Origin of the sequence: Vibrio sp. THAF64 (genome assembly GCF_009363455.1) — a bacterium.
Taxonomy (GTDB): Bacteria; Pseudomonadota; Gammaproteobacteria; order Enterobacterales; family Vibrionaceae; genus Vibrio; species Vibrio coralliilyticus.
Genome location: NZ_CP045355.1, coordinates 2434445 through 2448532, shown reverse-complemented (window position 1 = coordinate 2448532; position 14088 = coordinate 2434445). Strand labels below are relative to the sequence as shown.

15 protein-coding genes are annotated in these 14088 nt (G+C 44.3%); 6 read left to right on the top strand and 9 right to left on the bottom strand.

What is annotated here, in order from left to right; all coding sequences use genetic code 11:
• Position 1: 1 nt before the first annotated feature.
• On the bottom strand, positions 2-823 hold the full coding sequence (locus FIU99_RS11195) for a DUF2989 domain-containing protein (RefSeq protein WP_021454951.1): 822 nt from the start codon (positions 821-823) through the stop codon (positions 2-4).
• A gap of 107 nt (positions 824-930) precedes the next feature.
• On the opposite strand from FIU99_RS11195, the gene FIU99_RS11190 reads away from it, so the two are divergent.
• Entirely contained in the window at positions 931-1218 is a 288-nt protein-coding gene (locus FIU99_RS11190) for a YeaC family protein (RefSeq protein ID WP_006962928.1), read from the top strand.
• Positions 1219-1284: 66 nt separating this feature from the next.
• Here the strand turns inward: FIU99_RS11190 and FIU99_RS11185 are convergent, their stop codons facing one another.
• The 4 genes from FIU99_RS11185 to FIU99_RS11170 form a co-directional block, all read right to left on the bottom strand.
• Positions 1285-1779, bottom strand: coding sequence for a YchJ family protein (locus FIU99_RS11185; protein ID WP_006962927.1), 495 nt, complete (start codon positions 1777-1779; stop codon positions 1285-1287).
• Positions 1780-1797: 18 nt separating this feature from the next.
• Positions 1798-3015 carry an EAL and HDOD domain-containing protein gene (locus FIU99_RS11180; RefSeq protein ID WP_006962926.1) on the bottom strand — a complete coding sequence of 406 codons (1218 nt, stop codon included), beginning with the start codon at positions 3013-3015 and terminating at the stop codon, positions 1798-1800.
• Between the two features lie 64 nt (positions 3016-3079).
• Positions 3080-3826 (bottom strand): UDP-2,3-diacylglucosamine diphosphatase, encoded by a 747-nt coding sequence (gene lpxH / locus FIU99_RS11175; protein ID WP_006962925.1) that lies wholly within the window; start codon positions 3824-3826, stop codon positions 3080-3082.
• Positions 3827-3882: 56 nt separating this feature from the next.
• Positions 3883-4377, bottom strand: a complete 495-nt coding sequence (locus tag FIU99_RS11170) for a peptidylprolyl isomerase (RefSeq protein ID WP_006962924.1) — start codon at positions 4375-4377, stop codon at positions 3883-3885.
• Positions 4378-4580: 203 nt separating this feature from the next.
• Between FIU99_RS11170 and cysS the strand changes: the two genes are divergently transcribed.
• Both cysS and FIU99_RS11160 read left to right on the top strand, forming a co-directional pair.
• Entirely contained in the window at positions 4581-5963 is a 1383-nt protein-coding gene (gene cysS / locus FIU99_RS11165; protein WP_006962923.1) for a cysteine--tRNA ligase, read from the top strand.
• A 71-nt stretch (positions 5964-6034) separates the two neighbouring features.
• A complete protein-coding gene (locus FIU99_RS11160; RefSeq protein ID WP_021454953.1) occupies positions 6035-6613 on the top strand; it encodes a thymidine kinase in 579 nt (192 codons plus the stop codon).
• A 90-nt stretch (positions 6614-6703) separates the two neighbouring features.
• On the opposite strand, the gene infA is transcribed toward FIU99_RS11160, so the two are convergent.
• The 3 genes from infA to aat all read right to left on the bottom strand — a co-directional run bounded on the left by infA (position 6704) and on the right by aat (position 8420).
• Positions 6704-6922, bottom strand: coding sequence for a translation initiation factor IF-1 (gene infA, locus FIU99_RS11155; protein ID WP_001040192.1), 219 nt, complete (start codon positions 6920-6922; stop codon positions 6704-6706).
• An 80-nt stretch (positions 6923-7002) separates the two neighbouring features.
• Positions 7003-7701: an arginyltransferase gene (locus tag FIU99_RS11150; protein ID WP_006962921.1), complete on the bottom strand. Its 699-nt coding sequence runs from the start codon at positions 7699-7701 to the stop codon at positions 7003-7005.
• Positions 7698-8420, bottom strand: coding sequence for a leucyl/phenylalanyl-tRNA--protein transferase (gene aat / locus FIU99_RS11145; RefSeq protein ID WP_006962920.1), 723 nt, complete (start codon positions 8418-8420; stop codon positions 7698-7700). Before aat ends, FIU99_RS11150 begins: the two co-directional genes overlap by 4 nt.
• A gap of 17 nt (positions 8421-8437) precedes the next feature.
• On the opposite strand from aat, the gene FIU99_RS11140 reads away from it, so the two are divergent.
• Both FIU99_RS11140 and aroA read left to right on the top strand, forming a co-directional pair.
• Entirely contained in the window at positions 8438-8893 is a 456-nt protein-coding gene (locus tag FIU99_RS11140) for a glycine zipper 2TM domain-containing protein (protein WP_019277764.1), read from the top strand.
• Positions 8894-9052: 159 nt separating this feature from the next.
• Positions 9053-10333 carry a 3-phosphoshikimate 1-carboxyvinyltransferase gene (gene aroA, locus FIU99_RS11135; protein WP_006962918.1) on the top strand — a complete coding sequence of 427 codons (1281 nt, stop codon included), beginning with the start codon at positions 9053-9055 and terminating at the stop codon, positions 10331-10333.
• 44 nt (positions 10334-10377) lie between these two features.
• On the opposite strand, the gene FIU99_RS11130 is transcribed toward aroA, so the two are convergent.
• Complete coding sequence (locus tag FIU99_RS11130; RefSeq protein WP_006962917.1) at positions 10378-10626, bottom strand: YciN family protein; 249 nt, start codon at positions 10624-10626, stop codon at positions 10378-10380.
• A gap of 365 nt (positions 10627-10991) precedes the next feature.
• Between FIU99_RS11130 and topA the strand changes: the two genes are divergently transcribed.
• Positions 10992-13619 carry a type I DNA topoisomerase gene (topA, locus tag FIU99_RS11125; RefSeq protein WP_006962916.1) on the top strand — a complete coding sequence of 876 codons (2628 nt, stop codon included), beginning with the start codon at positions 10992-10994 and terminating at the stop codon, positions 13617-13619.
• Positions 13620-14088: the final 469 nt, after the last annotated feature.

The following is a 14088-nucleotide window of genomic DNA, read 5'->3' as shown; positions in this document are numbered from 1 at the left end:
GCTAATTGAAGCTAGGAACCATATTTCTTTGATAAGTGCCGCTATCTAGTGCGCTTTCAATATTATCGGCAATACCGTCAAGCTGTTTGTACTTGTCCTTACTGAACCCGTAAAGAATCTGCATTTCTTGCTCTGAGCCAATAATGGGTACTTCAAAGCGATTTGCGACCATTGCCCAGATATAAGCTTGTTCTTTGCGATTCAATTGATAGGTAATGCTGGCGAGTGTTTTGAAGATATCCGTGTTGAGGTTCTTGCCTTTACTCAGCTCAAGTGATTTGTTGAGCAAGTTTATGGTTTTCTCCAGATCGCGGCTGGTATAGAAAGTCGCCAGTGCATACTGCATTTCTGGCGTGTCTAAAGCGGGTGTACCTTCGAGTTGGAGGAAGCTTCTTTGCGCTTCATCATCGCCAGTTTGGCTCCATAGAAAATAGAGTGATTCTGGTGAAGATGACTTGCGAATTCGTTCGACTAATTTTTCCAGGTCTTCGCCGGAGTTAATCAGCGCGTTAAATCGGCGCTCTTTGAGTCCGGCTTGCTCAATCGGTTGGATTTGCGATGCCAACTCAAGACATTTCTTATACGCGGCCAGAAAATGGTATTCATCAATAATATTGCTGTCGGTCGGTTGTTTACGTACTTCATTCCGATGCCAAATCAAATCGGTTCTAGGAACACGGCATTGACCATCGTTCATATTAAGCCGTTCACATTGTAAGCTAGGGTTGTCTGCGCACAGTTTGTCGGTGTTCTGACGGTTTTCGAAACACCCTGATAACGCAATAGCCAGACTGAAGATTAGTAGTGCTTTTATATGATTCATATTTTGATTTGCTTGTGATCCGTTACACTTATTCTTGGGTGCAATCTTGACTCAGAATGCCAGCCAGTTATGTTCTTTCCATCTCAGTTACAACTTAAGGATAGACCATGGACGCAGAGCAGTTAATTAATGCCATTACACCAGAGGCATACGAGCGTCTACTCTATGCTGTAGAAACGGGGAAGTGGCCTGAGGGTACACCACTTTCTCAAGAGCAGCGAGATTCGTGTATGCAAGCTGTGATGTTGTATCAATCTAAGCACAATGCAGAAGCACAACATATGACAGTGGCCCAAGGGGGCGAGATCAGTTTTAAGTCAAAAGCGGAACTGAAAAAGCAATTCAAGCAAGATCAACAAGATATTGTGAGAGTTAACCCAAATAAGGACGCTTAGTGCTTTACTAAGCTCAGAAACTAAAAGCAGGATAATCATCCTGCTTTTTTACTATCTAGCCTGTAGTTAACCGCAACATTTCTTAAACTTTTTACCGCTACCACAAATACACGGATCGTTTCGGCCGACTTTGAAACTCTTTATAGTTTGATTGAGCCGTGGATCAATGTCTGGCTCTGGAAACGTACCGTCAATGTAATACCATAGCCCATTTTCTCGCACAAAACGTGAGCGCTCTTCGAGACAGTGCTGCACGTTATCTTCTTTGAAATAAGCCTTGAAGGTAACGAAGCCTTCGTCTTTATCGCTGCCTGCTTCTGTATTGATGACTTCAAGTTTGCACCAATCGCTTTCTATCGATTGTTGAATCCCTTCACGTTGTTCAGTGGCATTGCAACTTGGATGATAAGTATCTACGACGTAATCGACCAGATGCTTAACGTGTGCGCTATAGCGGGAGCGCATTAATTTTTCAGGAGTTGTGGCTTTAGAATGATCGAGGTGAATTGGCTCGCAGCATTCGCTGTAGCTTTTTTCTGTACCACAAGGGCAGTGTTGCATGATGGCTCCAATGAAGCGCTATTTTGTTGATACTGAGAGAAGATCTGCAGTCCATTTAACGGATGCGTCATAGCTTTTACTTAAATCTTGTGGATTCAAGCCTAAAGACCCGCTAAGGTCGGATACCTCTTCCCAATCAGCTAACTCATACGCTTCGGTTAACATGAGAATGCTGCCTAGTATGCCTTCATTCTGCGTCAATGCCAGCTTTACGGTTTCTTCAACAGGAATTTCATTCACTATCAGCTCCAACGGCTTATCTAGAAGGCTATCTAGCAGCGAGAACATACCGGTAAGAAAGGCCTGCCCGGATTCGAGCTCAACTTGTAGTTTTGCACCGATCAGCTCACAGAAGCGAGCGCGTTGAATAGATAGCCCGTACAGGTAGTCGGGTTTACTATCCTGAGTCGATGCCAGAGATACCAAAGAAATAAATTTACGCAACTTGTCTTCACCAAGATAAACCAATGCTTGGTGGAAAGACTGAATTTGTGTCTGTACGATGGCTGAGGAATTGACAAAAGTCAGGAGTTTATAAGAAAGCGACAGATCTTTGCTGATCAAAGATTCAATTGCGTTGTAGTCAATGTCCTGTTTCGAAATCTCCGTCAACAATTGAATTACCGTCATGAACGAAGGTTCCAGCGCCTTTTTGCTGATCATTTCAGGCTTGCTAAAAAAGTAACCTTGGAAGTATTCAAACCCAGCTTCTTTCGCTTGTTCAAATTCTTCATAAGTCTCAACTTTTTCGGCAAGGAAACGAATGTTACTGCCCTTGAGTCGCTTCATGAAAATATGGGCTTTCTCAATTGGCACTAATCGGATATCAAACTTAATCAACGCGACATAAGGAAGAAAAGGGCGCCACTCCTTATTAGGGATAAAATCATCTAGTGCAATGGTATAGCCTTTGGCTGCCATATCTTTTATTGCATCAAGCAGTTCTTCAGTTGGCGGGCAGTCTTCTAATATTTCGACGACAAAGTTTTCTGAGGGAAACAACGTTGGCACTCGATTTAATAGGCTTTGATACGGGAAGTTAACGAAGCCAAGTTTGTCCCCGAGCGTCTCGTAATGCGTATTAAGGAAGTGATCAGACAGCAATCGACTGGTGGCTTGTTCTGGATCTACCTCAGGAAAGGTATTTTTAGGACCATCCCTAAAGAGCAGTTCATAGCCAACAGTCTGTTTGTCACTGTTCAGTATCGGTTGTCTGGCAATATATGAGTTTTTCAAAACCTAGTTCCAACGTCTCTTATATTTTTCTGGACCAGCCAAAATCCAATGATTATTGAACCGTTTAAACAACCTTTTCTTGAGAAGGTTGAAATGGCCTAGCTTGTAACTCGAAGTTATTTTTAGCATAGACCAGAACTGAACCTTGGGTGTACCAATCCCCTAAAACAATGCGGGTTTTTTTATGATTGTGCGCGGTGAATACATGGACATCAGGGCGATGAGTGTGTCCATGAATCATCAAATCGACGTTATGGTGTGCCATGACCGCTTCCACTTCTGTTTGTGTCACGTCCATGATGTCGAGTGATTTGGTTTGTTTGTCGGTACTAATATCAGATTGAACTTTCGATACAATCTTCTTTTTAATAAACATTGGGATGCGATTAAACAACCATTGTAGCCATGGTTGATGCACTTTCTCTCGATACTGGAGATACTTTACATCCTCAGTACACAGTGTGTCCCCGTGCAAAACCACGGCTTTTTTGCCGTACAGGTCAATCACTGTCTCATCACCCAGTAAGGTGACACCAGTTTGCTTGGCAAAGCGCTTACCGACGAGGAAGTCGCGATTACCTTGTGTGAAGTAGCAAGGTACACCAAGAGAGGTCAGTTGCTTGAATTCGCGACGAATTTGCTTGGCAAAATCTGAGCGGTCATCATCGCCAATCCAAAACTCGAACAGGTCGCCGAGAACGTATAAGGCGTCAGCATGAACGGCTTCTTCACGCATAAAGCGAATAAAGCAATCAGTGATGTCTGGTGTGGTAGAAGAGAGATGGAGGTCTGAAATAAATAATGTGGTCATATTTTATTAACCTGAAGAAACAACGAGGGAGAGCGTAGTGCTCTCCCTGACAATCATTATTCTTCGATTGTGGTACCTGTGATGACAACGTCTTCAAGAGGTACGTCTTGGTGCATGCCTTGAGAACCTGTGCTTACACCTTTAATTTGGTTAACGATATCCATGCCTTCAACCACTTCAGCGAATACACAGTAACCCCAACCGTCTAGGCTCTCGCTACGGAAATCTAGGAAAGTGTTGTTGTTCACGTTGATGAAAAACTGTGAACTTGCTGAATGCGGTTCCATGGTACGTGCCATTGCTAGCGTGCCCACTTTGTTGCTCAGGCCATTGTTCGCTTCGTTTTTGATTGGTGCGCGAGTTGCTTTTTCACGCAGACCAGATTCCATGCCGCCACCTTGGATCATGAAACCGTCGATAACACGGTGGAATAGCGTGTTGTCGTAGAAACCATCACGGCAGTACTGCAGGAAATTCGCGCATGTTTCTGGTGCTTTCTCTTCGTTTAGCTCAACTTTGATGTCACCAAAATTAGTGTGAAGGGTGATCATGATGATGTCCTTTATTTATGACTTTGACTTAAAAACTGAATTCTATATTAACTTTTGCCACTTTTATACGTGAAAAGTGGCTCTCTAGAGGTGAATAATGAGTTTGGTGGTGTCTTTTTAAGCATTTCAGGGATGACCTGAAGGTAAGCATATTGGTATACTGAGCCACTATTTTGTTTCACCTAAATAATTAGATAGAGATCATGTTAAAGATATATAACACACTCACAAGACAGAAAGAGGAATTCAAACCAATCAATGCTGGCAAAGTTGGCATGTATGTCTGTGGAGTAACCATCTACGATCTCTGTCACATCGGTCATGGTCGTACATTCGTTTCTTTCGACGTAGTGTCTCGTTACCTGCGTTACCTTGGCTATGATCTGACCTTTGTTCGTAACATCACCGATATCGACGATAAGATCATCAAGCGCGCCAATGAAAACGGCGAGAGCTGTGACTCTTTAACAGAGCGCCTTATTGGTGAAATGCACGCTGACTTTGACGCTCTGAATATGAAGCGCCCAGATGTTGAGCCACGTGCGACAGAATTTATTGCTGAAATTATCGAGCTGGTTGAAAAACTGATCGAGCGCGGTTTTGCATACGTTGCTGACAACGGTGACGTCATGTTTGAAGTTGGCCAGTTCGACGAATACGGTAAGTTATCTAAACAAGATTTAGATCAGCTTCAGGCTGGCGCTCGTGTCGATGTAGAAAGCGCAAAGCGCAGTCCGCTAGACTTTGTGCTGTGGAAAATGTCAAAGCCAGGCGAGCCAACATGGGAATCGCCATGGGGCGCGGGTCGTCCAGGTTGGCATATTGAGTGTTCAGCAATGAACTCATCAATCCTAGGTAATCATTTCGATATTCACGGTGGTGGCTCGGATCTTCAATTCCCGCATCACGAAAATGAAATTGCTCAGTCATGCTGTGCTCACGACACTCAATACGTGAATACTTGGATGCACAGTGGCATGGTGATGGTCGACAAAGAGAAGATGTCGAAGTCACTGGGTAACTTCTTTACCATTCGCGATGTGCTTGGTCATTATGATGCCGAAACGGTTCGCTATTTCCTAATGTCAGGTCATTACCGTAGCCAACTGAACTACAGTGAAGAAAACCTGAATCAGGCTCGTGCATCTCTTGAGCGCCTATACACCTCGCTACGTGGTTTGGACCTAACAGTCCCAGCAGCTGGTGGTGAAGAGTACGTTAAGCGCTTTACCGAAGCGATGAACGATGACTTCAATACGCCAGAAGCATATTCAGTGTTGTTTGACATGGCTCGCGAGATTAACCGCATTAAGAACGATAACTTAGAGCAGGCGAGTGCGATGGGTTCATTAATGCGTGAATTGGCAGATGTGATAGGTATCCTTCATCAAGAACCAGAAGCGTTCTTGAAAGGTGATGCAGGTAATGATGATGAAGTGGCTGAGATTGAAGGGCTTATTAAACTGCGTAACGACTCGCGTGCGTCTAAAGACTGGGCAAATGCCGATATGGCGCGCGACAAGTTAACTGAGATGGGAATCGTGCTTGAAGATGGCCCAGAAGGGACGACTTGGCGCCGTAAGTAACTGAATTTTGTTGAGGGCTGTTGATTCAGCCCTTTTTCTTTTTATTTATACATTTATATGGGTAGCAATCAGTGGCTCAGATGTACTTCTATTACTCTGCGATGAATGCGGGTAAATCCACCACTCTTCTTCAATCCTCATTTAACTACCAAGAACGAGGCATGACGCCCGTGATTTTTACCGCTGCGTTAGATGACCGATATGGTGTCGGTAAAGTGAGCTCTCGTATCGGCTTGCAGTCGGATGCTCAACTGTTCCGCCATGACTCTGATCTCTATCAGGATATTGCCGCCTTAAACGAGGTGGAAAAGCGCCACTGTATTTTGGTTGATGAATGCCAGTTTTTGACTAAAGAGCAGGTTTACCAGCTGACAGAAGTGGTGGACAAGCTGAATATCCCAGTGCTGTGTTATGGCTTGAGAACGGATTTTCTGGGCGAGTTATTTGAAGGCAGTAAATACCTTTTGTCTTGGGCAGATAAGCTGATTGAGCTGAAAACTATTTGTCACTGTGGACGCAAGGCGAACATGGTTATTCGTACGGATGAACACGGAAACGCCATTGCTGAAGGTGATCAGGTAGCGATTGGTGGTAACGACCGTTACGTCTCAGTGTGCCGTCAGCATTACAAAGAAGCGCTCGGTAAATAGCAGCACAAATACTAGACAACAAAAAACGGAGCTTTGAGCTCCGTTTTTTGTTGTATTCGACTAATTCGGATTGCGCAAAGCAATCAGAGATTAACGAGCACGGAAGACGATGCGACCTTTAGATAGATCGTATGGAGTCATCTCTACAGTTACTTTGTCACCAGTAAGAATACGGATGTAGTTCTTACGCATTTTACCAGAGATGTGAGCAGTAACTACGTGACCGTTTTCTAGCTCAACACGGAACATTGTGTTTGGAAGAGTATCAAGGACAGTGCCTTGCATCTCAATTACGTCTTCTTTAGCCATTTAATCCTCTTTTAAAAATGGATAATTTCAACCGGCTAATTTCGCCGATAAAAATGAAATAAGTAAAGTTGGGGCGTATTCTACCCTTGCCAACGCTGATTTACTAGCCTTTGATGGCGCTGAAAGCGGACTTTGTAATTCATTGCAGGGCATTCGTCAATCTGATAACCCAAATAGAGCCACTGTTTTCCTTGCTGCTGGCAGTATTCGAGCTGAAACAACACCCCCAGTGTCCCCAAAGATAATTCGTAATCTGGGTCAAAAAAGGTGTAAAACGCGCTGGCTGAGTTGGACAAAATATCAGTTACTGCTATGGCAATGAGTCGATCTTGGTCATAAACATGCAGATATTGAGTATTGAGCCAGTGACATTGTGAAAACTGGGCAAACTCATTTTGTTTAGGCGGGTACATGGTGCCATTGCTATGGCGAGCCTCAATATACTTTGAATAGAGCTCAAACCAGCCTGGAATCATTTCATCTCGTAATTCCCATTTTAGGTGTTTGGCTTTATTTCTTAAGCGTTTTTGACTCTTTGAAAGCTGGATGTCAGGCACAGAGACTCTAAGAGCTTGGCAAGATTGGCACTGATCGCAATGAGGTTTATATATCGTATCACCGCTACGACGAAAGCCATTCGCCAGCAGAACTTCATAACTTGATACTGTGTGCATGGTTGGATCTAGGGCCACAGCAACACGTTCTTGCTTGTCTTGAAGATAACTACAAGGGTGACTATCTGTTAACCCGATACGGATTTGTTGCAGATCAGAACTCATTGATTCTCCCCTGAAGACAGCTCAAGCCACTGAGCTTTAAAGCTGTTTTCAACAACCTTTTCCTGTCTTAAGGATAGCAGGCTTTGCATGAAGTCATCTCTATCGAGTTCCTGAGCACCAAGGGATTTCAAATGTGGATTCATCACCTGACAATCGATTAATTGCCCCTTCATCGACTTAAAATGTTCGCAGAAATACCATAACGCGACCTTGGAAGCGTTGGTTTCTCGGCTGAACATCGACTCGCCGCAGAAAACCTGTCCTATAGATAGGCCGTACAAGCCCCCAATAAGCGCTTCATCTTTCCACACTTCCACTGAATGGCAGTGCCCTAGCGTTGCCAGTTTCTTGTATGATGCGCGCATTTCTTCATTGAGCCAGGTTTCGTGTTCTGGCCGCATTGATGCGCAATGATCGATAACAGCCTCGGTCGCAAGGTTGATGCTGATCTGATATTGATGCTTTTTCTGAAACTTTTTAAGACTTTTAGCGGGTTTGAATGTCTTAGGATCAAACACTGCTCTCGGTGATGGACTCCACCAAAGAAGAGGCTCACCTGGCCCATACCAAGGGAAAATCCCATTCTGGTAAGCGAGCAATAGACGGTCAGGAGACAGGTCGCCACCGAATGCAAGCAACCCATTTGGATCATTTAGGGCTTCGTATGGAGATGGAAACCAAAGTTTGTCTTCGTCGAGTTCAGTTAAATAAATCGCCATGACGCAGGAGAACTATGATGAAAAAATGGCTTTGGATCTTATTCATTTTTCCGCTCGTTGCCAATGCAGCATATGAGAGAAATCAAGCCAGACCTGTGAATCAAGTCGTGTTTGGTGAAGTTGATTCCGTTCGCTATCTCACTCAACAAGATATTGTTAAAGCTGAATCTTCTGGCTGGGAAACGCTGCTTGGTGCTGTCGTGGGCGGCGTTATCGGCAATCAATTTGGTGGTGGGACCGGCAAACAAGTCGCCACTGGCGTTGGCGCTGTGGCAGGAGCAGGCATTGCACACAATCGCGCTAATCAAGAATATAAAGTGGAGTACAAGCTGGTCGAATTGTTGATAAAAACGGACGACGATAAGCTGATCGATGTCATTCAGGATGTCGACAACACTATGTTGTTTGAGCGGGGCGACAAGATACGAATCCTGTATTTCGATAACGGTGTTAGAGTTGATAAAGAGTATTGATTCGCCCTGTGTATTGCTATTGCATAAGCCAAATAAAAGATCACGACTAATTGTGATTTTGGTCTAGTTTTAGATGTCGATTTTAGATAGGCTGCAACTACGAAGAATTTTTCATCGCTTGCTTAGGAAGGCAAAGCGATCAAGGAATAACTGAATTTAATGGAAAGCCTTACGTTACAACCTATCAACAAAGTCAATGGTGAGGTCAACTTACCCGGTTCTAAGAGCGTTTCTAACCGTGCGTTATTGCTAGCAGCACTCGCTAAAGGGACGACTCGTCTAACTAACCTTCTAGACAGTGACGACATTCGCCATATGCTGAATGCACTGACTCAACTTGGTGTGAATTATACGTTGTCGCAAGACAAAACGGTTTGCGAAGTGGAAGGGCTAGGTAAAGCCTTTGATGCTCCGGAAGCATTAGAGCTCTTCTTAGGTAATGCAGGTACGGCAATGCGACCTCTCGCTGCTGCTTTATGTTTGGGTAGCGGAGAGTATGTGCTGACGGGCGAGCCTCGTATGAAAGAGCGCCCGATAGGCCACCTAGTTGAAGCCCTTCGTCAGGCTGGTGCTGATGTTGAATACCTAGAAAATGAAGACTTTCCTCCACTGAAAATTAAAGGAACGGGCCTGAAGGGCGGTACGGTTGAAATTGACGGTTCGATCTCAAGTCAATTCCTGACGGCATTCTTGATGTCTGCGCCGTTGGCACAAGACGATGTAACCATTAGAATCGTTGGTGAGTTGGTGTCGAAGCCATACATCGATATTACTCTGCACATCATGTCGCAGTTCGGTGTTGAAGTAGAGAACAATGACTATCAGGAATTTGTCATCCGTAAAGGTCAGTCTTACGTTGCTCCGGGTGATTTTCTGGTCGAAGGCGACGCCTCTTCTGCTTCTTATTTCCTGGCTGCTGCTGCTATTAAGGGTGGCGAAATTAAAGTAACAGGGATTGGTAAGAAGAGCATCCAGGGTGATATCCAATTTGCTGATGCGCTAGAAAAGATGGGTGCTGAAATCGAATGGGGTGACGACTACGTTATCTCTCGTGTTGGCGAACTGAATGCGGTTGATATGGACTTCAACCATATCCCTGATGCTGCAATGACAATTGCTACTACCGCACTGTTCGCTAAAGGCACAACGGCGATCCGTAATGTCTACAACTGGCGAGTGAAAGAAACTGATCGTTTAGCAGCGATGGCAACAGAGTTGCGCAAAGTAGGCGCAGAAGTGGAAGAAGGCGAAGATTACATCGTTGTGACACCACCTCAACAGCTAACTCATGCGGCTATTGATACCTATGATGATCATCGTATGGCGATGTGTTTTTCTCTGGTTGCGTTGAGTGATACACCTGTAACGATCAATGACCCGAAATGTACGTCAAAGACCTTCCCTGATTACTTTGACAAGCTGGCTTCACTGAGCTGCTAACATAATGAACCCTGATGCTCGTCATCAGGGTTTTATTCTGCTTTCTAATTTTCTAAGGTAAATTCTTTCGACAGTTGATGCGCTAAGTATTTGAACATATTAAATACAGCGGTAGTGTTTGCTGTTGGCAGACCTGCATCATCCAAAAAGTAATTTCCTTTGAATACTAAAACTTCATCTTTTTCTTCGACGCTGTCTGCTCGCATTCCTTCAACATAGTCTTCATGCTCCTGAATGATGTGGTTGGCTATCAGCAACAATTCGAATTTGGAAATGACTTTCTTCTCGCTCATATTTATCACTCGCTTATCAACGCGTTTATATAATAGAGGGGATTGTAGAAGGGTTAATAACGAAAGCAATTGCGTCAGATCAATCTAGCTTGTCCCAATGTTAAACGGGCAATGCGATGGGTTTTGTGACCGAAGGCAAAAATTTTTTTGTTGTACTAGCGGAAGCATCTTTGCCACGTTTAGTATGTGGCACTTTCTAAGCATCGAGACAATTACCATTCGTCGAATTGTCGACCAGTCAATGTTGAATTTAAAAAAAGATATTGATCTTCTTGGTTTCTCGCTCAATAGTAAAAAAAGAAGCAATATATTAAGTATGTCGTGCGTTAAATCGCCGAAATCATATTAAGGACACTTGAGTCAATATGGGTAAGTCACTCGTTATTGTGGAGTCGCCGGCTAAGGCTAAAACCATCAATAAGTATTTAGGTAAGGACTTTATTGTTAAGTCCAGTGTGGGTCACGTACGCGATCTACCTACCGCAGGTCAGAGTACCGGCCAGAAGGCAGCGGCTGTCTCTACGAAAGGTTTGAGTGTTGAAGAGAAAGCTCGAATCAAGAAAGAAAAAGACCGCAAAGCGCTGATCAAAAAAATGGGCATCGACCCATTTAACGGCTGGGAAGCGAATTATCAGGTCTTGCCTGGTAAAGAAAAAGTGGTTGCTGAGCTACAGAAGCTCGCGAAAGACGCAGATAGCGTCTATCTCGCAACCGATTTGGATCGCGAGGGAGAAGCTATCGCTTGGCACCTTCGTGAGATCATCGGTGGCGATGAAGAGCGATACAAACGAGTTGTCTTTAACGAAATTACTAAGAACGCGATTCAACAAGCTTTCCAGAAACCGGGTGAGCTTAGTATGGATGGCGTTAACGCCCAACAGGCACGCCGCTTTATGGATCGTGTTGTGGGCTTTATGGTTTCACCACTGTTGTGGAAAAAGGTCGCGCGTGGCCTGTCTGCTGGCCGTGTTCAGTCGGTGGCGGTAAAACTATTGGTGGAGCGTGAGCGCGAAATCAAAGCGTTTGTTCCAGAAGAGTTTTGGGATATTCACGCGGATACTAAAACTGCTAACAAAACGGATTTCCGTCTTCAGGTTGCCCAGAAAGATGGTGTGGCATTTAAGCCGTCGAATGAAGCTGAAACGCAGTCAGCGATTGCTGTGCTGGAAAAAGCAGCATACGAAGTTTGCAAACGTGAGGACCGCCCAACGTCGAGCAAGCCTTCTGCTCCGTTCATTACGTCAACGCTTCAGCAAGCAGCCAGCACTCGTTTAGGTTACGGCGTTAAGAAAACGATGATGTTAGCTCAGCGTCTGTATGAAGCGGGTTATATCACGTATATGCGTACCGACTCGACGAATTTGAGCGCAGAAGCTGTAGAAACCGTTCGTGGATTCATTGGCGATGAGTACGGTGACGCTTACCTTCCGGCTAAACCTAATGTGTATGGCAGCAAAGAAGGTGCGCAGGAAGCGCACGAAGCAATCCGACCTTCAGATGTGGCAGTTAAAGCTGACGATCTGAAAGGCATGGAAGCGGATGCGCATAAACTGTATTCACTTATCTGGAATCAGTTTGTCGCGTGTCAGATGACACCTGCAAAGTATGATTCTACGACAGTGAGCGTCAAAGCTGCTGAGTACACGCTTAAGGCCAAAGGCCGCATTCTTAAGTTTGATGGTTGGACTCGTGTTCAACGTCCACTAGGTAAGAATGAAGACCAGATCCTGCCTGCCGTTCAGGTTGGTGACAAGGTTGATTTGATTCAATTAGATCCTAAACAGCACTTTACCAAACCGCCTGCACGTTTCACTGAAGCGGCTTTGGTTAAAGAGCTTGAGAAGAGAGGCATTGGCCGTCCGTCAACGTATGCGTCTATCATTTCGACCATTCAGGATCGTGGTTACGTTAAAGTTGAACAACGTCGATTTTACGCTGAAAAAATGGGTGAAATCGTAACGGATCGCTTGGATGATAGCTTCCATGAGTTGATGAACTATGAGTTTACGTCTCGCATGGAAGAAAAGCTTGACCAAATTGCTGAAGGTGAAGCGAACTGGAAGAAGGTTCTGGATAACTTCTTTGGTGACTTTACTGGAGATCTGGAAAAAGCGGAGCAGGATGAAGATCATGGTGGCATGAAGCCAAACCATATCGTCTACACCGATATCGAGTGTCCAACTTGTTCTCGTGAAATGGGTATCCGAACAGCATCGACAGGTGTATTCCTTGGATGTTCAGGTTATGCATTACCACCAAAAGAGCGTTGTAAGACCACCATCAATTTGGGTGACGAAGAAGGCATCATTAACGTTTTAGAAGAAGACGTTGAAACAGCAGCACTTCGTGCGAAAAAGCGTTGTCCGATTTGTGAAACCGCAATGGACGCTTACCTGATCGACGATAAGCGTAAGCTACACGTGTGTGGTAACAACCCTAATTGTGATGGTTACATCGTTGAGCATGGCGAATACAAGGTGAAAGGGTACGATGGCCCTGTCGTTGAGTGTGATAAGTGCGGCAGTGACATGGTTCTGAAGAACGGTCGCTTTGGTAAATACATGGACTGTACTAGCGAGACATGTAAGAACACGCGCAAAATCCTTAAAAACGGTGAAGTTGCACCGCCTAAAGAAGACCCAGTTCATCTTCCTGAGTTACCGTGTGAAAACTCAGATGCATACTTTGTATTGCGTGATGGTGCTTCTGGTCTGTTCTTGGCGGCAAGTACTTTCCCTAAATCGCGTGAAACTCGTGCTCCTCTTGTAGAAGAGTTGGTTCGATTTAAAGATCGTATTTCTCCTAAATTCCATTATCTGACAACAGCGCCTGAAAAAGATCCAGACGGTCTTCCTATGGTAGTGCGTTTCAGCCGCAAATCGAAAGAGAACTATGTTCGATCTGAGGTTGATGGCAAACCATCAGGCTACACAGCGTTGTATATCGATGGTAAATGGGAAATTACCGATAAGCGTAAGAAGTCCGCAAAGTAAAGCCATTAATCCTACATTTAAAAAAGCAGCCTCTTTAGGCTGCTTTTTTATTATTCGTTGAGTAATCAATGGATATTGTTCAGAACAATGGATTAGCTAAGAAATGCATTCGGATTAGGTGATTCATGAAACTGCCATCTGCTCGTAATATCATCTTGGCAATAAATTGTGAACTGCGATCAAAGTCACCACTTTGTATGCGTCGTGTTAACGGCTTGTGTTAAAAGCCCTTGATTCTGTGAGCTGCTTCAGGGCAGGGCAAAGTAAACTTTGTCGCGTTCAAGGTATAGCATCTTTTAAATTGTAAATTTAACGAAATACGGTAATTTATAGTAAACCCTGTGCACAAAGAATTGATGATTATTAGACGAAACATAAAATGGATTTATGTTCGAAAAAACAGGCTAAGCATTCCATATCGTATGTCTGCGTGAAATCAGACTAGCAACTAGGAAGACAAAGATAAGTC

What these genes read in the sequence shown, in the direction of transcription:
- FIU99_RS11195 (WP_021454951.1), bottom strand. Translation starts at nt 823, where the DNA reads ATGAATCATATAAAAGCACTACTAATCTTCAGTCTGGCTATTGCGTTA.
- FIU99_RS11190 (WP_006962928.1), top strand. Translation starts at nt 931, where the DNA reads ATGGACGCAGAGCAGTTAATTAATGCCATTACACCAGAGGCATACGAG.
- FIU99_RS11185 (WP_006962927.1), bottom strand. Translation starts at nt 1,779, where the DNA reads ATGCAACACTGCCCTTGTGGTACAGAAAAAAGCTACAGCGAATGCTGC.
- lpxH (WP_006962925.1), bottom strand. Translation starts at nt 3,826, where the DNA reads ATGACCACATTATTTATTTCAGACCTCCATCTCTCTTCTACCACACCA.
- FIU99_RS11170 (WP_006962924.1), bottom strand. Translation starts at nt 4,377, where the DNA reads ATGATCACCCTTCACACTAATTTTGGTGACATCAAAGTTGAGCTAAAC.
- cysS (WP_006962923.1), top strand. Translation starts at nt 4,581, where the DNA reads ATGTTAAAGATATATAACACACTCACAAGACAGAAAGAGGAATTCAAA.
- infA (WP_001040192.1), bottom strand. Translation starts at nt 6,922, where the DNA reads ATGGCTAAAGAAGACGTAATTGAGATGCAAGGCACTGTCCTTGATACT.
- FIU99_RS11150 (WP_006962921.1), bottom strand. Translation starts at nt 7,701, where the DNA reads ATGAGTTCTGATCTGCAACAAATCCGTATCGGGTTAACAGATAGTCAC.
- aat (WP_006962920.1), bottom strand. Translation starts at nt 8,420, where the DNA reads ATGGCGATTTATTTAACTGAACTCGACGAAGACAAACTTTGGTTTCCA.
- FIU99_RS11140 (WP_019277764.1), top strand. Translation starts at nt 8,438, where the DNA reads ATGAAAAAATGGCTTTGGATCTTATTCATTTTTCCGCTCGTTGCCAAT.
- aroA (WP_006962918.1), top strand. Translation starts at nt 9,053, where the DNA reads ATGGAAAGCCTTACGTTACAACCTATCAACAAAGTCAATGGTGAGGTC.
- FIU99_RS11130 (WP_006962917.1), bottom strand. Translation starts at nt 10,626, where the DNA reads ATGAGCGAGAAGAAAGTCATTTCCAAATTCGAATTGTTGCTGATAGCC.
- topA (WP_006962916.1), top strand. Translation starts at nt 10,992, where the DNA reads ATGGGTAAGTCACTCGTTATTGTGGAGTCGCCGGCTAAGGCTAAAACC.